Source organism: Novosphingobium olei (assembly GCF_037076535.1).
GTDB classification, from domain to species: domain Bacteria; phylum Pseudomonadota; class Alphaproteobacteria; order Sphingomonadales; family Sphingomonadaceae; genus Novosphingobium; species Novosphingobium olei.
On record NZ_AP029021.1, the window covers coordinates 1,234,228 to 1,254,074 of the forward strand.

Genomic DNA, 19,847 nt, shown 5'->3' on the forward strand with positions numbered 1-19,847 from the left:
GCTCAGTCCGCCGTCGCGCTCAGAGCAGTGCCGACCGGGCCGCGGGCCCAGACCTTCGCCGACCCGCTCTTGTCGTAGTACGCCTCGTTCCGCGCGAGGTTGTGGTAGGCGTCGACGGCATTGTTGGCCGGAGCTGCGGTTGTGAACGCGATCTGTAGCGCCTCAGGCCCGAGGCACTGCCACGTCACGCCTGCAACCGAAGCCGCTGCGCCTTCCACGCTCTTCCAAGTGCCATCCATCACGACGAATACTTTGGGAGTCGCCATTTCAGTTCTCCTTGGCCCAGGCTGCAAGCCCGGCAATCTTGCTGTGACAGTCTCCCCACGCGCTGCGCAGGGAGAGCAGGTAATTCAGCGTCATCGCGTCACGAACGGCTTGCTGATCGCGCCCCGGCAGGTCCGGAGCTGTCGGCTCGTCGGCACAGGCGAGCAAGTCAGCGGGCGGCTTGATCCTTTCGATTCTTGTTGGCCCGCAGGCTGCGCAGGCCATCAGCAAGGGGGTCATCAGAGCGAGCCGCAGCTTGCCGTGCATCTTCGGTCTCCTGTTGAATTGTCGCGGCGGTGGAAGCGGCCACCTGTCCCGCCGTGTCGTCGGCCTTCTTGCCGACTTCGAGCGCCGCTTGGTTGGCTTGCGCGCGGTCATCCTGCACCGCGTCGCGAACGTAGAGTTGCAGGCCGATGTAGAGCGCCACGAAGGCCACAAAGATCGTCAGCGGGAGCCAAAAACGGCGGGCGAGGGCGATGATCTGGATCATGGTTGCGTCTCCACAGGGACGGGCGCGTCAGGGCCGTTGACCACTGATACCGGCGCAGGTTCGCCATCCTTCGCCTTGCCGGCCGAGGACGACCCGAGCCAAAAACCGAACGCCAAGGTGGCGAAGCTCTTCCAGGTCCCGACGACATCGCCCCGGAGAGCCGCGTCGGCGGTCCAACCAAAGACCCAAACCGAGAAGCCGAAGTATCCGAGCACGGCGAGCAGGCTGGCCCCGACGACGATCTGCAGGTGGGGGATGCGGGTCACTTGCCCATTCCCAGCGCAAGCTCTTCGGTCTCGTCGGTGCGCCGCAGCCAGCCGCGTCCGAAACGGTCAAAGGTCGACAGCGAGAAATAGTAGCCGCGCCGCGCGCCCTGATATCGCAGGATCAGCGCAGCGAGCCCCTTGCGAGCGATGAATGCCTGCACTGCGGCGAGCGTTGCCGGGCCGATCTTGCCGTCGTCGTCAGCGCCCACAAGCGCCTGCAGAAGGCGTGCGGCGCGATTGGGCCCAGCGTTCACCGCGAAATCGAACAGGCACAGGTCAAGGCCTGCTACCAGGTGGTCGCCCTTTACCGCGTCCCAATATTGCGCCTTGTAAAGGGGGGCGACGGCGACGCGCGTAAGGTTGCGCATCACGCTTTCGCTGGCAGGGGTCTTGGTCCATTCCTCCCAGGTACGGCGAGTGACGCCCAAATTGGTCATGCCCCCCGGGTCCTTCGGGTCATTCACGAAGCCGCCTTCGTGGCCGAGGATGATCGTGAGGCAGTCAGCAAAGCTCATCCGCTTGTCCTTTCTTGAGGGCTTCGGCGGCAACAGCGGCGTCGATCTCGACGGCCAGAACCGCCATGTCCTTCGGGATGCTTTGATCGAGCGGGAACGCCATCTTCATGCCGGGGCTGGTTGCCAGCAGGACTGCCTTGAGGTGATCACGCTCGTGGCGGGCTACCGCATGCTCGTGCTGGCATTCGGCCAGCTGGCCTTTGAGATCGACGATTTCGATCTCGGCCGCGGACAGCCGCTTTGCTACGCGCCCAACTTCCTCGCGCAGGTTCTCGATGATGAACCGGGTATCGGAATCAAGCCTGTCCGCCCGCCGGTCCATTCGTCCCCCAATGAATTCAAATACCCACTTGAGGGCGAAGAAGACGCCGCCAAGACCGGCGCCCAGGCCAGCCCCGCCGCCGAGCACCCGAGCTGCTTCGTCGAGCCAGCCGGGCATCAGATCAGCCCTGCTACGAGGCAGGTGCCTAGCGACGGGACGATCCAATCCAGCCACTGATCCGCCTTCGCCCAAACCCTGAGGTCAAACGGTCCCCACCACGGCATGTTCGCGCGGCGACATTCCCCGAACTTCTCGATCCAGCGATATTCGGCCTGAGTGATTTCGCGCCCGATGAAGAAGGCCGCGCCGAATGCGGCACCGGCCCACCAGTTGCCGGTGGCGAGCCCGATTGCTGCCTGCGTGACAAGCGCCTGCAAAAGGTGAGACCAGGTCATACGTACTGCCCGCCCGTCGCCGTCGAGCCGGCGGTATCGCCCGGGAAGAAGGTCGCCGGGGTCGATCCGTTCGTTTCGATGATGCCGCCCGATCGGGCATCGTACTTCTTGCCCGTCGCCGAGCCCGTGAAGGTGCAGCCCTGCGCGCGGATGACGGATGCCTGTTCAACCTTGGCGAAGGTGCCGACGTTGGGCGTGCCGGTGAGCGTGACCGTTCGATCCTTGATGTCGATGACGGTGCCCATCGCCGCATACAGATGAGCGGTGGCAGAGCCTGAGATTTCGTAGTTACCGGTTGCGAGCGCGCGCGCGCCCTGTGTCGTCACCACATGGTAAGCTGAGGCGACAAACTTGACGTTCTCCCAGGTCATCTCGGATCCGCGACTGGCCGAGAGCGCCGACTTGCCCGCGCCGCCGATCGTCATCTGGCGGTGGTTCCAAACCGTCGTCAGCGCCTTCGACACGAAGCTCGAAACGCTGGTGTTGGCCGGTCCGGCGCCTTCGATCGTGACGCCGAAAAAGCGGCACTGGCGAAGGATCACATCCTCGGCATAGGTGCCGGCGGCCACGGTGATTTTCCACCCTGCATCCGGGTCGGACGAGGCCACATAGCCAGCTTCGTCATAGGGGAATTTCGAGAGACGGTTCACCGCGCCCTGAACCGTCTTGAACGCCTCGTCGGCGGTGTTGCCGAAGCCGCTGTTCGTGTCGTCGCCGTCGCTGCGGACGTAGAAGGTCCGCTGCTGCATCTTGTCCTCGGCGATGATCCGGCCGCCGGTCATCACGACAGGTTCGGCGCCGCCCGTCCATTTGCCGGTAGTCGAAGAAACCTGGAGTGTGCCGCCGATGTGGACCGTGATGCCGCCGGTGGCCTTGCCTACGATTGTGCCGCTGTCGAGGTGCACCGACGCGTCGTTGATGCCCCACAGATACGTTCCGAACGGCACCGGGGTGCCCGCCACGCCGCCAAGCGCGAAGGTCAGGGTCTGGTCGGAAAAGGAGACGAGGCTCCGCTTGGTCGCATGGACAAACGAATTGGAACCGCCAGAAACCGAGACGGGCCCGACCGCGCGAACCACGGCATAGGCATTGGTCTGAAACGTCTCGGTCGCGCAGGCGCCAATGTCGACGTTGCGCATTTCCAGATAGGCGTGGTCGCTGGCACTGATGCCGCTACCGCTGGCCGTGGTCTTCAGCTGCATGCCGGCGATCAGCGCGGTCGCCTTGTCACCCATCCGCAGCGCATCGGCATTCGTCGGGTTGATGACTACCGACGTCGGCGAGCTTTCGTTGCCGATGATGCGCAGGGGCTGGTTGCCGTTGTCATAGGCGTTGAGAAGCTTGCCGAAGATTTGCATGCCGGCATTGTAAATGCCGTTCGCCACCTGGATGGTGACGTTGTAGCCGTTGCAATCGAGGGCATACGCCGCGTTGATCGCGCGCTGCAGCGTCTGGAAGGCGCCGCCTGAAGTGTTGGCCAGGCCGTTATTGCTGTCGTTGCCGTTTGTCCTGACGTAGAAGGTGCGCGAGCTCGTCAGCTTTTCGCGAACCAAGGCCGAGAGCGTCGCAACCGCAGCGTCCACCGCCGCCATCGTTGCGAATTCCCATTGCACCACACCGGTGCCGGCGCTGTTCTTGTAGATGTAGGATCGTCCGCCGGTCACGACGCCGAAGAACTGCCCGTTGCTGGTCGCGGCAATCCCGGCGGCGACGCTGCTGTAATAGCTGCCCAGCGCAATCCCGTTGAGAATGTCGAGGATCGTCGATGCCTGAGCGGCAGAGGTCTGCGCGGCATTTCGCGCCGCGATCGTGGCGGCGACGAGCGGGTTCAGCGCGTCTGAGCCGAAGGGGACAACCTTGATGCGGCCATCGGCGGTCGAGACGATTGCATCGGCCATCAGAGTTGCGTCGAGCCTCCGTGAATAGTGAACGGGCCCTCAAGCCAGCGGGTTTTGAGGCCACCAGGAGCCGTGACCGTCAGATCCCAGACGAGCTGCAGATCGGTGCCGCGAGGGTTGGTGAAGGGCAGCGCCCGGATCGTCGTGTCGGCGAACAGGAGCGTGACGGTCGAAGTCGGAACACCATCGGTCGTCGTCACCGAGACGGAGACGCCTTCTTCACCAGCGGCGGCATTCGCCAAAGTGATCAGCGCAGGGTCAGGCGCATCACGATAGGCTCTAACCTGCGCCCGAAAGGACGCGGAGGCGAAATCGTAGCCGACGAAATCGAGGTCGACCCTGCCCGGTTGCCAGCGGTTGACCACGACCGCCAATTGCCCGGCGAGCATCATGCGTAACCACTCCCCGCGACAGGGAAGTGCTCCACGAACCTGATCGCGGAGCCGGTTGCGTAGCCCATGCTGGAGGGAGACCGCATCTCGCCGTCGAGCCGCATGACGCAACGCGGATCATGGAACTCGACAGGCCGTCCGGCGGTCGTCGCCTCACGAAGCGGGTGGGACAGGACGATGGTTGCCGAGACGCCGTCCTGGCTGACGACATCGTCGATCAGGTAAGCGCGATGCCGCAACGTCGCGTGATCGATCGACAGCCACATGCCAGCGCGGAGCGGCGCGGGAAGAAAGCTGATCGCGAGATTGAGCGTCGTTGCGCGAAGCGCAGCATCGGCGGCAAGGGTGACGCCGCTCTCGCCCGTCGCGTACTCGGCTTCGGTCCACCACGGCAGGGAGAGAGGGGTGCGCAGGTCGGTGGCGAACTGGTGACGCAGGTCGCCGAGCGGCACGATCACAGGCACGACGCCGCCCTTGAGCACGGAAGCGCATGCCTTCCACGCAAGGGCAAGCTCGGTGTCGTCGAGATAGGGGTCGCTGTATTGCGCAAAAACGCGCCCGCCGCCGTCCACCGCGACAACGTCTTCGTTGCCCGAGAGAGCGGTACCGCCGGTGATGATCCGGCGCTCCACATCGGCCTCGATGTCGGAGAACGAAAAGGCATATGTGGGGAAGACGCGCATCACGAGAGAAGGCGTAGGGGAGGGGTGAGCGGCGCTTTACCGCCGTCAGGTGACGGTCACCGTCGCGGATGCAGACCAAGGCGAAAGCCGGCCATCACCGACACGATAAGCGACCTCTACCTCGATCGTCTCGCCGCTCGGTACAGGCCCGACCTGCAAGGACACTGGCGTGCCGGGGTCGGTATCCGAATAGCTCGCATCTGCTCCCCAGACCGAAGCACCGTTGATGCGCCAATGCGCGTACCAGGTGAGGTCGGTCCGGTCCGGCGCATCGACGTCAAGGTCGAGGTACTTGAGCCCGCTCACGGTCGTTGCGGATGCCGATGCGATGGTGGGTGTCTCGAGCGGAGACGGCGCTATGCGATTGCCCTTCGCTGCTGGATCGCCTTCCTCGGTAGTCGGGTTCCAGTTGTCGATGTTGGGATCGGCTTCGACCCACTCAAAGGTAACGCCGCCGCTGAGCGAGCGTGAGAGCGCAGTGATCTCCGCAACGCCGTCGAAGAATACGGCTCCTGCCTCCTCGATGCGCAGGTTGACGAAGCGCTCCCCACGCGCGACGCGGCCGGCGATGTTGGTGGTGACGGTACCACGGTTCGGCGCATTTATCCGCGCCATCTTCCGCTTGGCGAGGAAGCGCGCCTGAGCATGGCTTGGGCACTGCGATTCTAGTGTCTGCGACAGCACCTGGCCGCGCTCGGCGATGTCCGCCTCGTCGCGCCATGGATCGCATTCCACGGTGTTGTAGTCGTGATCGGCGGACACGTAGCTGCAGACCAGCTCGTTGACCGCCTGGTCATCATCCACCGCGCCGCCGTTCCACGTATAGGAGACGATCTCCTCTGGTCCGATGCTGACAGCCGGTGCGATGAACTTGCCGGCATAGATGACGATCGCACCGTCGGCGCGCGGCGCCATCCAGCCATCGAAAGTCGACAGCAATGCGGCTTTCACACGCTCGTGCGCATCGGTGTGCTTGTGGGCGAGGCAGGCCCGGTACTTCGCTTCGGTACCGCCAGCCTTGAGCGTGCGGGCCTCGTTGCAGACTGCTGCGGCCGCGATCCAGAATGAGAGGGTGGGAGCAATCTTGCGGTTCCACCATTCCGTGCGCAGGGCGAGCAGTTCGGCAGCATACCCGGCATCCGATTTCGGTAGCGCCGGTCGTGGCCCTTCGCGCACCATCATGTAGTGGAGCAGGTGGCGAACCGGGTTCTCGGTCGCCGTCCAGGTCGATTCATCGAGCGGCGATGCGCCGGCAGGATCGGGGCAGGCCTGCCAGTCGGCAACGATCGACGGGGTTGGCGGGGTCGATTGCGGGTAGACGTCCTGAAAGTCCTCGGCCTTCACCGGCGCGCAGGTGAGCGCCATGAGGACGACACCGTCGCCGCGGTGGTTGCTCGTCCAGACCGTGGGTCCAAGCAGGCTTCCGATTGCGGAGATTGGCGTTCCCGGAGTGGAGCCGTCGGTGCTGTAGAAATTGACCTTGCCGCCGCCATATCGCCCATCGGTGCCCGCGCTGACAGCCGACCCCGATACCGTAATGGCATCGTCGTTGAGGTAGCGCTGAACAAGTGCGCTCATCTTGCCATCGTGCACGGCGTAGACATCGACAGCGGTACCGTTGGATCCCGATGAAGCCCACGGCGCGCCGGTCGCTGGGTCGGCGGTTTCGTAGAGGATGGATGCCCCCCATAGACGCATGCGACCGTAAGCTGAGACGCGCTCGGGGCGGGGCTTCTTGACGGAAGTCTCGGCTGTGTCCGGCTTTGGCGGGGAACTGAGCACAGCACTGACGAAGTTCGAGACCCCGTTAGCGATCAATGCGATCCCGGCCGGGTTACCCGTCACCACGAGGGCGATGCCAGCGATGGTCTGGATAATGGAGCCGAGCACCTTACCCATAGCGCCAGACCTTCCAAACGCACTCGCGTTCGACCGATGCAAAGGCAAGCCCGCGATCGGCAACAAGCGCCCATCGCTTCCCCGTGAAGATGGCTCCGGCTTGATGGCCCAGCACAGACACTACACCGATATCGCCCTCGCGCGGGTCATTCACCCCGACCAAGCCCACTGAGCTCGCAGCGATTTCGAACGCCTCGACTAGGTCCGTCGCCTCGTCGTTGCCGTCGTACGTCCCGCGAAAGTCGGCCATAGGATCGGGCAGGCCGCGCCACATCAGCCACGCGGCGGGGAAGGTGCAGCAGTCCCAGACGCCGATTTCGCGCCGGCGATGCGCCACTTCTTGCAGGAACTCGCCGAGCTCGGTCATTTTGGGCCCCAACGGCGCGTCGTGCCCACGCTTATCCCGGCGACGTGGCTGAAAATGGCGTCCGTAGGATAGTCGCGACGCTGATCTGCGTCGGTGAAGAAGGCGTTGGGTGCGCGGCGTCGCTGCGTGTCCCCGGTTACAACGGTAAGGGTCAGGCTGCGAAGCCGACCCCGTTCGGTCGCTTGGCTGCCGACCGAAAGACTGCGCCCTTCGCCCGACCATTCCCAGAGCACGCTGACAATTTGCCAGTGCTCATCGAAGATGACCCGGCCGATCCACACCGGCGCACCCAGGATCTGCGGCGCTTCCTCGGTCGCCAGTGCAAGCGTATCGGGCGAAACCCCTGAGAGCGTAATGTCCAGTCGCTGCGCCTTGCCGTTGATGAGGCTTTCCAGGTCCGGAATGTTCACGAGCTCGCCCGCCCCTGGGAACAAGGTGGGGGCAGGCAAAACGCCATCCGCCGGGACGATCAGGTTGCCGTGGCCACACCAGAAGTTGGCCGGGTCGTCGGTCTCGATGCGGAAGAGGTAGGATTCGCGATAGCCGGGCATCAGTAGCCGTCGCGCTGGTATTGGTCGGAGCGAGCAGGCACCGCTCGCAGGGTGGCCTGTGACGCCTGAGCATCCATCTGAGCAGCGCGCCGGAGGATCTGATCGGAAAGGTCGCTGGCAAACCCATCGGGCGTGACGGAGTTTCGCGCATCGACGTTGACGTGGAACACGCGCTGAGCCCCGCTGCCGCCGACTAGCGAATTCATGCGACCCAGCGGGATGACATGCCCGCCGCCGAGAGGCCGGAATCCCTCGACGCGACCGGGTGCAGATGCCTCGTTCACGCGTACGACTTGACCCGGCGCGACATAGCCGCCGGAGGCTCGGCCGAAGATTGCAGTGCCGATAGAGGAGATGAATCCCCCGATCCCGCCGCCACTGCCGCCTTGCGAGGATGCCTGCGAAAGCGCCTCGGCCAAGGGCTTCATGATGACTTGATCGATCAGCAGGTTGATGAGGCCCGACAGCAGCGGGTCTTTGACGCCGAGCGTCTTCGTAATGCCGTCGTGAATGCTGTCCCGGAACGACTGCAGTTCGTCGACGACCAGACTCTCGACTCGGTCATTGATGTTCTCGCCGTCGGTCTGCAGGCCGCGCAGGTATTGATCGAGCGGCGATGCGTACTGGTCCTTGAGCGCCGTCTGCTGATTGGGCTGGATCTGGTCCAGAGCGGCGAGGCGTGCTCGACCCTCGGCGGCTTTCGTCGGGTCACGGCTATCGGCGAGCAACTGTGCGTCGGCGCGTTCCTGCGACTGCCGCAAGTCGAGAATGCGCTTTTCCAACTCGTATTGCTCGGAGCGGACGCGCGCGATCCGCAATGCAGCGTCCGCAATGTCGTTGGCGTTTTTGTTGCCGGCAGTTTCGAGGCGATACTTCTCTTCCGCGAGATCGGCGGTCTTGTCGGCGTGCGCATTGGCCTTCTCGGCTGAAATCGCCGCTGCCTTGTCCGCGATCAGGCGCTTCCTCTTGGCCGCCGTGAGGCTGTCATCCGTTTCGACCTGGCGCGTATACGAGGCGAGCTCTTCGTCGAGCGCCGCGACGATCGCGTCATATTTCTGTTCGATCGATCCGGTGAATTCCGCCTCGGCGCGCAGGCGATCAACGCGCAGGTGCCCGAGCTCGTCCTGGTAGCGTGCTTCATCGGCAGCGGCGTTTGAGGTCGAGTGCGCTCCGCTCGCTCCGCCGCCGACAGCGCCTGCGCCTGTGTCAATCGAAGCGATCGGGCTGCCGGTGGGCGACGTTGCACCGCCAGTCTTCGCGGCTGCCGCTTGGGCTTGGCGCATGAGCGCCATCTGTTTCTGCAGTTGCTGGTAGGCGTAGGTGCCCCGCGCATACTGCTGGGTGTTTCCGCGCCGCACCTGCCGATACGCCGCCGTTGCCTCGCGCAGTTGCTGCGTGCGGAAGGCAAGGTCCATGTTGCCGTTGTCTTGCGACTCCTTCGCAGATTGGCCGGTTGCATATCCAAGCAGGCCGCCAGCGAGTGCACCAGGCGCCCCTCCGAGCCGCCCGCCGAGCGCGGCGCCGCCGATCGCTCCGATGGCTCCGGGATACTTGCTCGCGACCTCTGCGGACCGTGCCGCAAGCGTCGCCAGCGCATTGGCGAGACCGTAGATCGCGTTGGCATTGTCCGCGACGACCCCCGCTACGCGGGCCTTGAGCACCTCGTTCAGCGCCGCGAGCTTGTCCGCCGTATCATCGGCCTTCTGGATCTGGTCTTCCGACAGAACGAGGCCAAGCTTGTGCGCGGCATCGCGCAGTTCATTGACCGCCCGGCTGCCGCCCGACAGCAGCGGCTCGAGCTTTTGGCCGGCACGACCGAATAGGTCCATCAGTACGGCGGCGCGCTCAGCGGGCGATTTCAGCTTTTCGAGAGCATCAGCGATCAGCGGAATGGCGTCACCGGCTTCGATGATATTGCCGTTCGCATCCTTGACCGAGACGCCAAGCTTCTCGAACGCCTCCTTCTGCGCCTTCGTGCCGTTGGCCGCTTCACCGATACGGCGCGTCAGCTGCGTCAGCGCCTGATCCATTTCTTCCTGACTCAGGCCAACTTGGGTCGCGGCGTAGCGATACTCCTGCAGGGCGTTGGTTGTGACGCCGAGCTGCTGCGCGGTTTCGCCGAGAGAGGAGGCATACTCGAGGCCTGCCTTGGTCGCCGCGACAATCTTATCGACGGCAATTGCGGCCACGAACCCACTCGCCGCAGTCGACGCGAGGTTGAAGCCCTTTTTGATGTTCTGACCCATCGCGAAGCCGCGCGCTTCGATGGCGTCGAGCTTCTGATCCGTTAGACGCTGGGCGCTGGTTAGATCGGAGCGGTACTTGTTGAGGTCGGCTTCGAGCCTGAGGATGACGGGATCGACTTGGCTCACGAGGGCTCTCCGCTTGGCGGACGGAAAGCTATGTGTCACAGGTCGGCGACGTTACCGCCGTCACTGGGAGGCTGGAGTGGGCGATTTCTTGAAGGTGATTGGTTCGTTGGGGATCCTCGTCGGTGGATTTTTTCTGGACAATGCTATGCTCTCGGGAATCACGAATTTATCGGGGTCAGTAGAGACCATCAACCTTGATCTCATGGCTGCGCGAGCGGACACGATTGGTCTCGGCTCAGCTTTGTTCGTTTCCGGATGGTTGTGCGTCATCGCAAGCTATCTTGGCGAAAAGCTGGACAAAATCGCGGCCCGACTTCGGCAAGAGCCGAATGATGCCCCGCCAGTTAACCCGACGGATTACTGAACCGACTGATGCGCGGCCATAAACCGCCGCAGGCCTTCATCACTAACGGGATCAGCCTTCGGAGCCTCGGGATCGCGCGCGGCGCAGGCCTCAAGGTACATGGAAAGTGATGTCCGCTCCCAGCTCAGGCCAAGCTCACCGCAGTTCACCAGCACCACGCCCTTCACGAACTGGCTTGGCCGTCGGCTTCCTTTTTTTTTTTGAGCCATCGACCTTCACGCCGTAGATCGCAGCGCTGAGCACTTCCCAGGCAAGAGCCATGTCGTGCATCGCCGGCCGCGCCGGATAGCAATAGACTTCTACCAGCTCACGTGCTTGCTGTTCACTGGCACCGCCCCCGATGAGCCCGTTGCGGATGAGCGAATGGCACTGCTTGAGCCGCGCATCGGATGCGCCGATCAGTACCTTCGCGCCGTCGACGGCCTGCCCGAGACTATCGCCGATCGCGTAAAACAGAGCGAAAATAGAGCTTTCGGCCTCCCGTTCGAACGCGACAACGCGGCTCATCGGAAGCCAGAAATCATAGTTGCCGTCGGCAAACGGCAACGTGACCCGTGTCTCCATGGATCAGGCCGCAGCCGTCCAGGTCCAGTCGCCATGGCTGGCGAGCGTGATCTCCGACGATGCGTCGCCACCTTCCTGCAGCGACAGGTTTGCGGCGGTCATGACGAAAGCTGCCGCGAAGGTGCCCATCAGCGCGCCGGTGTCCGTGCCGTCGTCGATATAGAGCTCGACCTTGTAATTCTTGGCCTTGCCAAGCGCTGCATCGAAGACTGCAATGTCCGACTTGTTGGTCAAGCCGGAGCCGGTGAGGTCGATCTGCCGACCAGCTACGCGGACCTTTCGCGAGGCAACCTTGTTCGGCTTGGCGCAGTCGCGGACGAGCCGATCCGACGTCGATACGGTGCGATTGATGCCGACTTGGCGCATGCCGCACAGGGTGGAGAAAATTTCGGTTGGGGTGGCGCCGTCGCCGATCTTGATCAGCGCGAAATCGGCTTCGACTGGAACTGACATTTGCGCGGGCTCCTCGCAGGTTTGCGAGGTGGTCTAGGAGGCGTCAGTCCAGCTCGTTACCGCCGTCAGTTTCCTCTTTGCCGCATCGCCCGCGAGTCAATAGGGCTGTCACCACAAGGGAAAAACATAAAGCGAACTATCAATTTATCGGTCTGCGATGAGCGGCATAAGAGCTCAATTTGAAGTGGCGTAGATAGTGCAGCTGCGGGATTGTGACTGCTCAATACCGATATTTTAGGGTCGCTAGAAAGAGATTGCGTGGTGAAGTGTTCAAATTTACGAGCGGCACGGTGTGGGCTCTTGGATCTCCCGCACTCAACCGAGCGATTGGCTTAGTGCGATATGCATAACTCCCTACCTGCCTCATCAATTGATCGATCAGGGCCTAAGCCAAAATTTCGCAAAGACATTCAGGGTCTGCGTGCCCTTGCCGTTGTAGCGGTTGTGTTGAACCATGCCTTCCCCAACCTTCTTACCGGTGGGTTTGTCGGGGTAGACATATTTTTTGTCATCTCAGGGTACCTGATCCCACAAATCATTGTCCGGGAAATCGAAGCAGGTAAATTTTCGATCGCTGCCTTTTATCGGCGGCGCGCTAGACGTATTTTGCCGGCGCTCTTTGTTGTTCTTGCCGCGACGCTCGCTTGTGGATGGTTGATTCTGCCACCATCGGAATACAAAGAGTTGGCACGCACCGCCATCTCGACCTCTCTATTTGTTTCCAATTTCGATTTTGCCAAGCATACGGGTTATTTCGACACCGCTGCGGACTTAAAGCCACTGCTTCACATGTGGTCTTTGGCGGTCGAAGAGCAGTATTATATTATTTTCCCACCCCTTTTGTACGTTTTGTGGCGTTATATCGACCGCAGAAATGCGCAAGGTTTGCTGTGGATTTTAGCAGTTGCCGGGCTGGGTATTTCCGAGATTGGAATTCATTTATTTCATAACGCCGCCTATTATCTTCTCCCCTTCCGGGCGTTTGAATTGCTGGTTGGCGCCCTTTTCAGCATTTGCGGACTGCCTCCCCTATCAAATGAACGGGCGCGCCATGCCACTTCGCTTCTGGGCCTTGGCATGATGCTTGTCGCCATCGTTTTCTTCACGCCGGACACGAGGTTTCCGGGCGTAGCGGCATTGCTGCCTTGCGTAGGGGCTGGATTGGTCATCTACGCTGGTATTTCCGATGAAACGATCGGCGGTCGGCTGCTATCATTCGCGCCGATTGTATATGTAGGTGCAATTTCCTATTCGTTATACCTTTGGCATTGGCCAATTTTGGCGTTTCTTCGTAATTTCACAAGCGCTGAATTACCGGTTACATTGGCAACATGCGCCGTATTATCTGCATTTGTGTTGGCAGCCCTTTCTTATCATTTCGTTGAGCAGCCGTTTCTATCCGCTTGGGGTCGCACAATCAATTATTGGAAGCTATTCGTTATCGAGGCGGGCATTGTGGTGCTGGTGAGTGGCGCCATTTACCTGTCCCATGGGTTACCACATCGTTTTTCTCCCGCTGCGCAGCAGTTTTTTGCCGCCAATCAAGATTTCAATCATCGCCGGGATGAGTGCCATGACAATGGCGATCAGGACGGGATAGCTTATACCAAATCCTGCGTTTTTGGCGCGAGCACCGTTAAGCCCGATCTTGCAGTCTGGGGCGACAGCCATGGCGCAGAGCTCGTCGCGTATCTCGGCGAACGCGCCGCGAGGGAGGGCCGATCTGTCCGTGAATTAACCTCTTCGGCCTGTCCGCCAGCGTTACAGTTTGCCACACGGAAACGGCCCTATTGCAGCAGAGTCAATCGCGAGACGCTCGCAGCTCTTATCCGAGACCCCGCAATTCGCACTGTGGTACTCACCGCCAATGGCGCCCGCTATGGCGATAAGTTCGAATTGGAAACGGGGATGCGAGCGTCGATTAATGCATTGCTAAAGGCGCGAAAAAGGGTGGTGCTTATCAAGCAAATCCCCAACATGCCTTACGATATAGCAGAAAAGGCGGGAATTTCTGAGCAATATGACTTACCTATGGATGCCCTTGGCCTGCCGGGCAGCACTGCTCGTGCCGACGCTAAGACCTACGATACCTTTTTGGATAAATTGAGTCGGGAGTACGGTCTCGCGATCTATGATCCGAAGGTTGTGCTGTGCGCCGCAGATTTCTGCCACGGCGTTCGCAATGGCTCTATCGTGTTGTATTACAACCCTGACCACCTGAGCATGTCCGGCGTTAGTTTCGCATTCAAACCTTTGGCCGATGATCTCTACGGCTTATGAATTGATTGCGAACCTTAGATATCGAACAACGTCACCACCCGATGTCTGGGCATGCCGGCGTCACGTCAAAATCCGATCGGTCGAGCTGATCTGCAGTACGCAGACAAGGAAAGCTTCGAGGAGCAGGCGCACGAGTTCGAGCGCAAGCAGCCCAACTTCACACCAGGCGATTAATCCTCGTCGGTATCGATAACCCGGAAGCTCGCGCGTCGCTGATCGGCTTGCTCCGCCAGCGACGCGGCATGCGCCTCCACCCAGCTGACGTTCACGTTGTGCGCCTCGACTTCGTGGCCCGCACGAAACAGCCGGCCCGTGATCTCGCCGATGTCGGCTTGCGACAGCGTCCCGTTGCGCACCAACTGTGCGATCAGTTCGGCGACGACGGGGTCCATGACGCGAGGATACAGGTCGGCGCTGGGCTGCGCAATGGTCGACGCCGAGAACGATCGGCGCCCGCGGGCGGCTTCAGATAGTCCCTAGGCGGCTATGCCTTTAGGACTTCCCGGACAGCGTCCCATTTGCGGCGGATGAACGATGGCGGAGCCCCCCATGTTTTGTCCGCTTTCCATCTCAAGGCCGTCTTTTCAAATTCTGAGAAGACTTTGGGATTTCCATAGCTGCTTCTCACTGCCGAGATGTAATCTTTCGTCGCTTCGTAGTCGTCGATGTATGTTCCATTGAACCACCGTCGATAGACGCACTCATCGATGACACCTTCTTGGATCGCGACGGCCGTTAACTCGTGGAGATTAATGACTTTCTTCAGGTGTTGCGCCTCGTCGGAAGTCCGCTTCTCGCGAACGCCGAAAGACGAAATTTTCGTTGTCCCATTTTTTAGCGCAGTGAATCCTTCGCGCGCAGCGATCAACTCTGCGTCAGACTCTTGGTGCATGATTAGATCTAGCGTGCCGCGGCGTCGCGACACTGCCCGGGTATCTCGAATCACTATAAATGCAGTGATTGCGGATACAACTACGGCTCCGTTTTGGATGTCGGAGCCGTAGGTATGCCAAAATTGATATATCTCGGAAAAAGCTGCCATTTAGGGCTCTTATCCGCCGAAACCTTCACGGGTAGCCATGTCGATCTCCCTTTCATTGACACCGCTATATGTACGAAATTTTCGTACAGCAAGTGCCTTTCAATGACATCATATGCGGGTCAGCGGTTAACGTCCTTTGAACGTCAAGGATCCTCGATGCCGATACATCTTGGCAATCATGTAGGAAAGGTTGGCCTGCTCCATCAAGGTGCCAGACGCAGAAATCTGACCATTGGAGTCCGCCGATGGCAGCGAATATCTACCCCGCCAGCACCCGCACGTTGACCTGCGCGAAGTAGTGCCAGGCGCCCGGCTCGCCGTCGTCGATCAGCCGCATGTCCGACAGCGAGACGCGCATCGTAACGCCTTCGAACGTGATCCGCGTGTCGGCCAGCGCGGTTTCGATCAGCCCGCCGATGCGCCCGGCATGATCTTCGCCGGTTTCCACCACTTGGCCAGCATCCTCCCGATCGCGCGCAAAGGCATGAATGTCGAAGGCGACCGTGCCCGCATTGACGCCGGTTGCGCGCAAGCGCCTTGTCCGCGGCGCGCGCAGGATCACGAACGGCCAAGTCGGGACGCCAAGCGGGTTGATCGATGCCTTCGAAACCGCCGCAACCAGTGCTGCGTCAGCCTTGAGCCTTGTCAGCAGCGCGCGGCGCACGAGCCTTTGCAGTGCGACTGCCATTGGTGCTCTCCTTTTCGTGTGCCGCTGCGATTGCGTCGTCGACCTCGTGCTCGCCCGGGCCGAACTCGACAGTCAGCATCGGCGAGAGGTAGGTCCATTTCTTGGTCAGGGTGATCGTCTTCATCATGCGCTCCGTTTCGCGAGCTTCCCGATCTCGGATGCGAACAGGCGCTGCACCTCTGGCGCCATTTTGTCGCGCGCCGGCCGCATGTAGGGGCGAGCCTCCATCCTCGACGTACCGAACTCCAGTGGCGCCGCGTAGGGCGCGTTCGACGAGACCTCGGCTTCGAGATCGGACACCATGCGATTTTCGATGCCTGCCTGCAGGACACCGGTATCGCGGTTCGGCGGCTCGCCGGGCTTCGACGGAACATGGCCCTTGCCGGACACCGACCCTTCGCTGATCGAGCGGAACGCCTCCGCCCTAATCATGTCCGAGCCCACGTAGAGCACGCGCCGCGCCGCCTTGATGACTTCGGGTCCGGCCAGAGCCTTGAGCCGGGCATCCCACTTGTCGCGCACCTTCATGGTCATGGACGCCGCCCCCGGCACAGCCATCCGATGCCCACTGGATCGCGCTCCACGCTCTTGAGCGTCCAGACGCCGGCATGTGGGCCGGTGCTGATCTCGATGCGCGCAGACGTGTCGAGCAGGTCGAGCCCGAGCACCAGCAATGCGACGTCCGTCTCGAGGAAGCCCTCCGCCTGGCGCATGGCCTCTGTTGCCCGGTCGCCCTGCGCCTGACAGTCGATCTGAACGGGCGATCCCGGCGTCACGATGCTGCCGCCATCGTCGGTGACTGGTGTTCCCGCCCAGCTTGCAGTCGCATCGAAGTAGGGACCGCCGCCATCAGCAGAGAAGGCCGCTGCGATACCCGCGAAGGCGTCGGCGAAATTCATGCCGGCGGCGTCCATGCCATGCGAGGGCCACCGAAGATGCGGCGACGAAGCGCACTGAACTCACGGCCATAGATCGTCGCCGTCAGTCCGGCGCGGGATGCAGCGGCGTCCGAGACGTTGGCGCTGAACGAGCCGGAGCGAAATGATACGACACCGGCGGGGATGTTGCCCGTGCCGATTCCCAGCTCAGCCATGCGGTGCGCGGCATAGGCCATGACACCGGCGCGGCGATCTGCATCCGGCCACGTTTCGCCAGCGAAAGCGGCGGCATCGTCGAGCCAGACCTGTACCATCGCATCTGAGACGGCTGCGAATGCAGGATAGCGTGCTTTCAGGTCGGCGGGGGAGGGCGCAGAGTAGGCCATGGCGCTGCATCGCGCCGGGCAGGTTGAACCGTTACCGCCGTCAACTAAGCGCGGGTGACCGAACCCCAGTCAGCAATGAACCGCTCGCCTTTGCGCGAATTGGTCACCCGACCGGTGACAGTGTACTTCCTACCCTCACGCAACGCCTTCGCCTGCTTTTCATCCACGTTTTCGATCAGTATCGACCTCGTTTTCGGCTTCCTACCTAGCACCACGAACCATTTGGAATCCTTGAACACCAACGGATAGCGCGCTTTGACATCGCGTGCCGCCATTTCATCGTAATCAGCGTCTTCTTCGGCCTCGAAGTACTCGTCAGGCGTGAGGCCACGCGGAAAAGCTGGTTCTTCTGGTGGACCAGCGGGCCGATGGATGGCCACGGCTTTCACCACGGCTTCCAATTGTTCCGCAGATAGTTTGCCCCTGATTTCCAGCGAAATGCCGTTCGCGCCTTGCACCTTGGCAGTGACTTCCTCGGCCTCGCCTTTTCTGACTGGTTGGGCAAGGCGCGCGAGCGCGCGCCAGACCTGCGTTCCGCCGGGAAGGGGTTGGCTGTTCAACGCCGCATTAGCGGTGACGGCAAGGTGCTGGCAGAACATGGCGAGCTGCTGTCGATGCGAGAGCACCATTTCGCCTAGTTCATAGACTGCCCCGACCTTGCTTGCGATGTCGAACAAGACGTCGACGCTTCCGGTCGATATCCGGCGGACGACCAGCGCGCGGTCTGGATAACCCATATCCCTGCTGAATTCGTCGAATCCGTTCGACAGCGACTGAAGAAGCATGGCTAAATCACTGACGCGAGGCGGCGAGGTATATCCGATGTGAAGTCGCAGAAGACCGTTTTCGTCGAATACTTGCATCCGGCCCTCACGATTCGCTCGTCAACAGTTGGTGCAAGTTAACGTGAGCCGCCCCCACAAGAAAAGGGCCGCCCCACCCGAAGGCAGAGCGGCCCATCTTCCCGTGGATGTGGAAGCTTATTCCTTGGCTTCGAGCGCCAGTTCGATCGCCGAGAGGATGTCGTCCTTCTTGGCCGCATCGCCGATGTCGATCAAGTTGGCCTCGGCGAAGGCCTTGAGCTGGGCAACGGTCATCTTGGACAGATCGGCGGCTTCTCCCTCGACCGTCTCGACCTCGAACCAGTCACGCGCCTTGATGACCGCGATCTCGGCGTCGTCGATCTCGACCGGCTCCGGCGTAGCCTCTGCCGCCTGCAGCACGAACGGCGGGATGGCGTTGACGACCTTCGGGCCGTCGCTGACGTTGCTGATGATGTGCTTTGCCATGGGTCAGATTCCGTCCAGGTAGCGGAAAGCGCCGGTGCGCAGGACTTCGACACCGCCGGTGCGGAAGATGCCAGGGATTTCGAAGCTGGTCGGACCGTCCTGGTAAACCGGCAGGAAGCGATGCGGCATCGGGAGGTGCAGCTTGCAGACGTCCTGACGGTTGGCATAGGCCACCATGCGCTTGCTGCTGCCCGAGCCGGCCGTGTCGAGGCCGAGGACACCGCGGATCGTCAGCGGCTGTCCGGTCATCTGCGTGTAGACGTTGGTGCGCAGGATGAACGACAGGATCGTCTCGCTGTTCGTCGCCGACATGGGCGTCGCGCCGAGATACGAGATGGTCGAGTAGGGCAGAAGCACCGTGTCGGCCATTTCGACGGTCAGCGAGCCGGTGAACACGCCGGTCAGGACCGCGTTGAGATCGCGAACGATCTGGGTCGGGGTCTTGGTGGCGTTGCCGGCGGTGTCGAACCAGGTCGTGACGGAGCCAGTACCATCGGCGGTCGCGGTGCCGGTGGTGACGCCGGACTGGTTGGCGAGGCCCTTGAGGCCCTTGGTGGTGTCGCCGGTCAGAGTGACGTTCCACATGAACTCGGTGTAGGCGCGACGGGCAGCGAGAGCCTTGCCGCCGGGCAGGTCCATGCCCATCAGCTGGGCTTGGCCAACTTCCTCGATGTCGTAGCCGTAGCCTACGCCCGCCATGTGGACGCGGATTTCAGCCTTGTCGCGGATGACGTCGGCCTTGGCGATGTCCTTCGCGCCCGAGTTGTACCAGCGAGCCTGCCCGACGGTGCTCGAGATGAAGGTCACGATGCCCGGAGTGAATTCCGGCGCCGAGCTGTCGACGAACACGAGGCGCCCGAAGTCGAGATCGGGGAACTTGTTTTCGTAGACCTGCGCGTTGATCGTGTAGGCCTGCCCGACGACGAAGTTGAGCGCGGCCTGCTGCGCGTCGTTGAAGTTCATGCTGGGGTCGCCGTTGTGGCCGAACCCGAAAGGCTGTGCAGTCATTATTCAGGTCCTCCTTACGACGGAATGCGGCGCAGCCGCACCTTGAAGAGCGAGCCGTTTGCGGCGGCAGCCGATTCCGCTTCCGCACCCGCCACGGCAAGGACGGTCCCGGAGGTAGCGGCAGTGGTCCAGCGCCCCGCGACGGTGTCCCAGTTGAGCCCAGCGCCGACCGTGATGGCGGCCCCGGCGATGCCCCACCAGACGCCCTCGTTGGCGACCGGCACGGTGTCGTACTGCTCGTAGGAATCGGCCACGGTCCCGGTCACCTTGTGGGTGGCCTTCGCGATGCCGAGATATTCGCCGCCGCTGGCATAGGGCGAGCAGCTCTCGTCACCGTTGCGCTGGACAGGCGCGCCGAATGCGATCGTGGCGGTTGCGGTCTTGCTCGACGCGTCCCACTCGGACAGGTCGGCCTGCATGCCGGGATAGCCCGACGGCTGAAACTGGCTGTAGCTGGTCTGATACGGCATGGTTCAGTCTC

General features: G+C 61.9%; 29 protein-coding genes. 2 read left to right on the plus strand and 27 right to left on the minus strand.

All coding sequences use genetic code 11. The features are described 5' to 3' along the window. Positions 1-2 precede the first annotated feature (2 nt). From AACH40_RS05800 to AACH40_RS05860, 14 genes are read right to left on the minus strand one after another with little or no spacing between them, the layout of a single operon-like run. A complete protein-coding gene (locus AACH40_RS05800) occupies positions 3-266 on the minus strand; it encodes a hypothetical protein (RefSeq protein ID WP_338644667.1) in 264 nt (87 codons plus the stop codon). Between the two features lies 1 nt (position 267). Continuing rightward, entirely contained in the window at positions 268-531 is a 264-nt protein-coding gene (lysC, locus tag AACH40_RS18885) for an Rz1-like lysis system protein LysC (RefSeq protein WP_422394885.1), read from the minus strand. Further along, a complete protein-coding gene (locus AACH40_RS05805; protein WP_338644669.1) occupies positions 434-754 on the minus strand; it encodes a hypothetical protein in 321 nt (106 codons plus the stop codon). Before AACH40_RS05805 ends, lysC begins: the two co-directional genes overlap by 98 nt. Beyond that, positions 751-1,020, minus strand: a complete 270-nt coding sequence (locus tag AACH40_RS05810) for a hypothetical protein (protein WP_338644671.1) — start codon at positions 1,018-1,020, stop codon at positions 751-753. The genes AACH40_RS05805 and AACH40_RS05810 overlap by 4 nt, the downstream gene beginning before the upstream one ends. Continuing rightward, positions 1,017-1,535, minus strand: coding sequence for a glycoside hydrolase family 108 protein (locus tag AACH40_RS05815; protein ID WP_338644673.1), 519 nt, complete (start codon positions 1,533-1,535; stop codon positions 1,017-1,019). Before AACH40_RS05815 ends, AACH40_RS05810 begins: the two co-directional genes overlap by 4 nt. Beyond that, the gene (locus AACH40_RS05820; protein ID WP_338644675.1) at positions 1,522-1,974 is read right to left on the minus strand and encodes a hypothetical protein; all 453 of its coding nucleotides are present in this window, start codon (positions 1,972-1,974) and stop codon (positions 1,522-1,524) included. The genes AACH40_RS05815 and AACH40_RS05820 overlap by 14 nt, the downstream gene beginning before the upstream one ends. Then, positions 1,974-2,252, minus strand: a complete 279-nt coding sequence (locus AACH40_RS05825; RefSeq protein ID WP_338644677.1) for a hypothetical protein — start codon at positions 2,250-2,252, stop codon at positions 1,974-1,976. The genes AACH40_RS05820 and AACH40_RS05825 overlap by 1 nt, the downstream gene beginning before the upstream one ends. Beyond that, complete coding sequence (locus tag AACH40_RS05830) at positions 2,249-4,150, minus strand: hypothetical protein (protein ID WP_338644679.1); 1,902 nt, start codon at positions 4,148-4,150, stop codon at positions 2,249-2,251. Before AACH40_RS05830 ends, AACH40_RS05825 begins: the two co-directional genes overlap by 4 nt. Continuing rightward, the gene (locus tag AACH40_RS05835; RefSeq protein WP_338644681.1) at positions 4,150-4,542 is read right to left on the minus strand and encodes a hypothetical protein; all 393 of its coding nucleotides are present in this window, start codon (positions 4,540-4,542) and stop codon (positions 4,150-4,152) included. The genes AACH40_RS05830 and AACH40_RS05835 overlap by 1 nt, the downstream gene beginning before the upstream one ends. Next, entirely contained in the window at positions 4,539-5,228 is a 690-nt protein-coding gene (locus AACH40_RS05840) for a hypothetical protein (protein WP_338644683.1), read from the minus strand. The genes AACH40_RS05835 and AACH40_RS05840 overlap by 4 nt, the downstream gene beginning before the upstream one ends. A 42-nt stretch (positions 5,229-5,270) precedes the next feature. Next, positions 5,271-7,124, minus strand: coding sequence for a hypothetical protein (locus AACH40_RS05845; RefSeq protein ID WP_338644686.1), 1,854 nt, complete (start codon positions 7,122-7,124; stop codon positions 5,271-5,273). Further along, positions 7,117-7,491 (minus strand): DUF6950 family protein, encoded by a 375-nt coding sequence (locus AACH40_RS05850; RefSeq protein WP_338644688.1) that lies wholly within the window; start codon positions 7,489-7,491, stop codon positions 7,117-7,119. The genes AACH40_RS05845 and AACH40_RS05850 overlap by 8 nt, the downstream gene beginning before the upstream one ends. Next, a complete protein-coding gene (locus AACH40_RS05855; RefSeq protein WP_338644690.1) occupies positions 7,488-8,042 on the minus strand; it encodes a hypothetical protein in 555 nt (184 codons plus the stop codon). Before AACH40_RS05855 ends, AACH40_RS05850 begins: the two co-directional genes overlap by 4 nt. Next, positions 8,042-10,414 carry a phage tail tape measure protein gene (locus AACH40_RS05860; protein WP_338644692.1) on the minus strand — a complete coding sequence of 791 codons (2,373 nt, stop codon included), beginning with the start codon at positions 10,412-10,414 and terminating at the stop codon, positions 8,042-8,044. The genes AACH40_RS05855 and AACH40_RS05860 overlap by 1 nt, the downstream gene beginning before the upstream one ends. Positions 10,415-10,490: 76 nt before the next feature. Between AACH40_RS05860 and AACH40_RS05865 the strand changes: the two genes are divergently transcribed. Next, complete coding sequence (locus tag AACH40_RS05865; protein ID WP_338644694.1) at positions 10,491-10,778, plus strand: hypothetical protein; 288 nt, start codon at positions 10,491-10,493, stop codon at positions 10,776-10,778. Between the two features lie 135 nt (positions 10,779-10,913). Here AACH40_RS05865 and AACH40_RS05870 read toward each other — a convergent pair whose 3' ends face one another. Together AACH40_RS05870 and AACH40_RS05875 are read right to left on the minus strand one after the other, a co-directional pair. Then, on the minus strand, positions 10,914-11,324 hold the full coding sequence (locus AACH40_RS05870; protein WP_338644696.1) for a GTA-gp10 family protein: 411 nt from the start codon (positions 11,322-11,324) through the stop codon (positions 10,914-10,916). A gap of 21 nt (positions 11,325-11,345) precedes the next feature. Beyond that, entirely contained in the window at positions 11,346-11,795 is a 450-nt protein-coding gene (locus AACH40_RS05875; RefSeq protein WP_338644698.1) for a hypothetical protein, read from the minus strand. 447 nt (positions 11,796-12,242) lie between these two features. Here AACH40_RS05875 and AACH40_RS05880 point away from each other — a divergent pair, with 447 nt between their 5' ends. Beyond that, a complete protein-coding gene (locus AACH40_RS05880) occupies positions 12,243-14,075 on the plus strand; it encodes an acyltransferase family protein (protein ID WP_338644700.1) in 1,833 nt (610 codons plus the stop codon). A gap of 170 nt (positions 14,076-14,245) precedes the next feature. Here the strand turns inward: AACH40_RS05880 and AACH40_RS05885 are convergent, their stop codons facing one another. From AACH40_RS05885 to AACH40_RS05935, 11 genes are all read right to left on the minus strand, one after another. Next, positions 14,246-14,467 carry a hypothetical protein gene (locus tag AACH40_RS05885; RefSeq protein WP_338644702.1) on the minus strand — a complete coding sequence of 74 codons (222 nt, stop codon included), beginning with the start codon at positions 14,465-14,467 and terminating at the stop codon, positions 14,246-14,248. A gap of 92 nt (positions 14,468-14,559) precedes the next feature. Then, entirely contained in the window at positions 14,560-15,117 is a 558-nt protein-coding gene (locus AACH40_RS05890; protein WP_338644704.1) for a DUF4760 domain-containing protein, read from the minus strand. A gap of 259 nt (positions 15,118-15,376) precedes the next feature. Next, positions 15,377-15,805 (minus strand): DUF3168 domain-containing protein, encoded by a 429-nt coding sequence (locus AACH40_RS05895; protein WP_338644706.1) that lies wholly within the window; start codon positions 15,803-15,805, stop codon positions 15,377-15,379. Beyond that, the gene (locus AACH40_RS05900) at positions 15,747-15,932 is read right to left on the minus strand and encodes a hypothetical protein (RefSeq protein WP_338644708.1); all 186 of its coding nucleotides are present in this window, start codon (positions 15,930-15,932) and stop codon (positions 15,747-15,749) included. Before AACH40_RS05900 ends, AACH40_RS05895 begins: the two co-directional genes overlap by 59 nt. Then, entirely contained in the window at positions 15,929-16,339 is a 411-nt protein-coding gene (locus AACH40_RS05905; protein ID WP_338644710.1) for an HK97-gp10 family putative phage morphogenesis protein, read from the minus strand. The genes AACH40_RS05900 and AACH40_RS05905 overlap by 4 nt, the downstream gene beginning before the upstream one ends. Next, entirely contained in the window at positions 16,336-16,704 is a 369-nt protein-coding gene (locus AACH40_RS05910; RefSeq protein WP_338644712.1) for a hypothetical protein, read from the minus strand. The genes AACH40_RS05905 and AACH40_RS05910 overlap by 4 nt, the downstream gene beginning before the upstream one ends. Further along, on the minus strand, positions 16,701-17,069 hold the full coding sequence (locus AACH40_RS05915; RefSeq protein WP_338644714.1) for a DUF4054 domain-containing protein: 369 nt from the start codon (positions 17,067-17,069) through the stop codon (positions 16,701-16,703). Before AACH40_RS05915 ends, AACH40_RS05910 begins: the two co-directional genes overlap by 4 nt. A gap of 44 nt (positions 17,070-17,113) precedes the next feature. After that, positions 17,114-17,932, minus strand: coding sequence for a hypothetical protein (locus AACH40_RS05920; RefSeq protein WP_338644716.1), 819 nt, complete (start codon positions 17,930-17,932; stop codon positions 17,114-17,116). 117 nt (positions 17,933-18,049) lie between these two features. Next, positions 18,050-18,358 (minus strand): hypothetical protein, encoded by a 309-nt coding sequence (locus tag AACH40_RS05925; RefSeq protein WP_338644718.1) that lies wholly within the window; start codon positions 18,356-18,358, stop codon positions 18,050-18,052. Positions 18,359-18,361: 3 nt separating this feature from the next. Beyond that, positions 18,362-19,366, minus strand: a complete 1,005-nt coding sequence (locus AACH40_RS05930) for a DUF2184 domain-containing protein (RefSeq protein WP_338644720.1) — start codon at positions 19,364-19,366, stop codon at positions 18,362-18,364. Positions 19,367-19,380: 14 nt separating this feature from the next. Beyond that, on the minus strand, positions 19,381-19,836 hold the full coding sequence (locus tag AACH40_RS05935) for a DUF2190 family protein (RefSeq protein ID WP_338644722.1): 456 nt from the start codon (positions 19,834-19,836) through the stop codon (positions 19,381-19,383). Positions 19,837-19,847 lie beyond the last annotated feature (11 nt).

Bases quoted from the DNA above. Each gene is read 5' to 3' on its own strand.
- AACH40_RS05905 (WP_338644710.1), bottom strand. From the start codon at position 16,339: ATGACCATGAAGGTGCGCGACAAGTGGGATGCCCGGCTCAAGGCTCTG.
- AACH40_RS05815 (WP_338644673.1), bottom strand. From the start codon at position 1,535: ATGAGCTTTGCTGACTGCCTCACGATCATCCTCGGCCACGAAGGCGGC.
- AACH40_RS05885 (WP_338644702.1), bottom strand. From the start codon at position 14,467: ATGGACCCCGTCGTCGCCGAACTGATCGCACAGTTGGTGCGCAACGGG.
- AACH40_RS05825 (WP_338644677.1), bottom strand. From the start codon at position 2,252: ATGACCTGGTCTCACCTTTTGCAGGCGCTTGTCACGCAGGCAGCAATC.
- AACH40_RS05935 (WP_338644722.1), bottom strand. From the start codon at position 19,836: ATGCCGTATCAGACCAGCTACAGCCAGTTTCAGCCGTCGGGCTATCCC.
- AACH40_RS05925 (WP_338644718.1), bottom strand. From the start codon at position 18,358: ATGGCAAAGCACATCATCAGCAACGTCAGCGACGGCCCGAAGGTCGTC.
- AACH40_RS05875 (WP_338644698.1), bottom strand. From the start codon at position 11,795: ATGTCAGTTCCAGTCGAAGCCGATTTCGCGCTGATCAAGATCGGCGAC.
- AACH40_RS05805 (WP_338644669.1), bottom strand. From the start codon at position 754: ATGATCCAGATCATCGCCCTCGCCCGCCGTTTTTGGCTCCCGCTGACG.
- AACH40_RS05820 (WP_338644675.1), bottom strand. From the start codon at position 1,974: ATGCCCGGCTGGCTCGACGAAGCAGCTCGGGTGCTCGGCGGCGGGGCT.
- AACH40_RS05930 (WP_338644720.1), bottom strand. From the start codon at position 19,366: ATGACTGCACAGCCTTTCGGGTTCGGCCACAACGGCGACCCCAGCATG.
- AACH40_RS05855 (WP_338644690.1), bottom strand. From the start codon at position 8,042: ATGCCCGGCTATCGCGAATCCTACCTCTTCCGCATCGAGACCGACGAC.
- AACH40_RS05895 (WP_338644706.1), bottom strand. From the start codon at position 15,805: ATGGCAGTCGCACTGCAAAGGCTCGTGCGCCGCGCGCTGCTGACAAGG.
- lysC (WP_422394885.1), bottom strand. From the start codon at position 531: ATGCACGGCAAGCTGCGGCTCGCTCTGATGACCCCCTTGCTGATGGCC.
- AACH40_RS05900 (WP_338644708.1), bottom strand. From the start codon at position 15,932: ATGATGAAGACGATCACCCTGACCAAGAAATGGACCTACCTCTCGCCG.
- AACH40_RS05915 (WP_338644714.1), bottom strand. From the start codon at position 17,069: ATGGCCTACTCTGCGCCCTCCCCCGCCGACCTGAAAGCACGCTATCCT.
- AACH40_RS05835 (WP_338644681.1), bottom strand. From the start codon at position 4,542: ATGATGCTCGCCGGGCAATTGGCGGTCGTGGTCAACCGCTGGCAACCG.
- AACH40_RS05920 (WP_338644716.1), bottom strand. From the start codon at position 17,932: ATGCAAGTATTCGACGAAAACGGTCTTCTGCGACTTCACATCGGATAT.
- AACH40_RS05830 (WP_338644679.1), bottom strand. From the start codon at position 4,150: ATGGCCGATGCAATCGTCTCGACCGCCGATGGCCGCATCAAGGTTGTC.
- AACH40_RS05845 (WP_338644686.1), bottom strand. From the start codon at position 7,124: ATGGGTAAGGTGCTCGGCTCCATTATCCAGACCATCGCTGGCATCGCC.
- AACH40_RS05800 (WP_338644667.1), bottom strand. From the start codon at position 266: ATGGCGACTCCCAAAGTATTCGTCGTGATGGATGGCACTTGGAAGAGC.
- AACH40_RS05910 (WP_338644712.1), bottom strand. From the start codon at position 16,704: ATGAATTTCGCCGACGCCTTCGCGGGTATCGCAGCGGCCTTCTCTGCT.
- AACH40_RS05890 (WP_338644704.1), bottom strand. From the start codon at position 15,117: ATGGCAGCTTTTTCCGAGATATATCAATTTTGGCATACCTACGGCTCC.
- AACH40_RS05850 (WP_338644688.1), bottom strand. From the start codon at position 7,491: ATGACCGAGCTCGGCGAGTTCCTGCAAGAAGTGGCGCATCGCCGGCGC.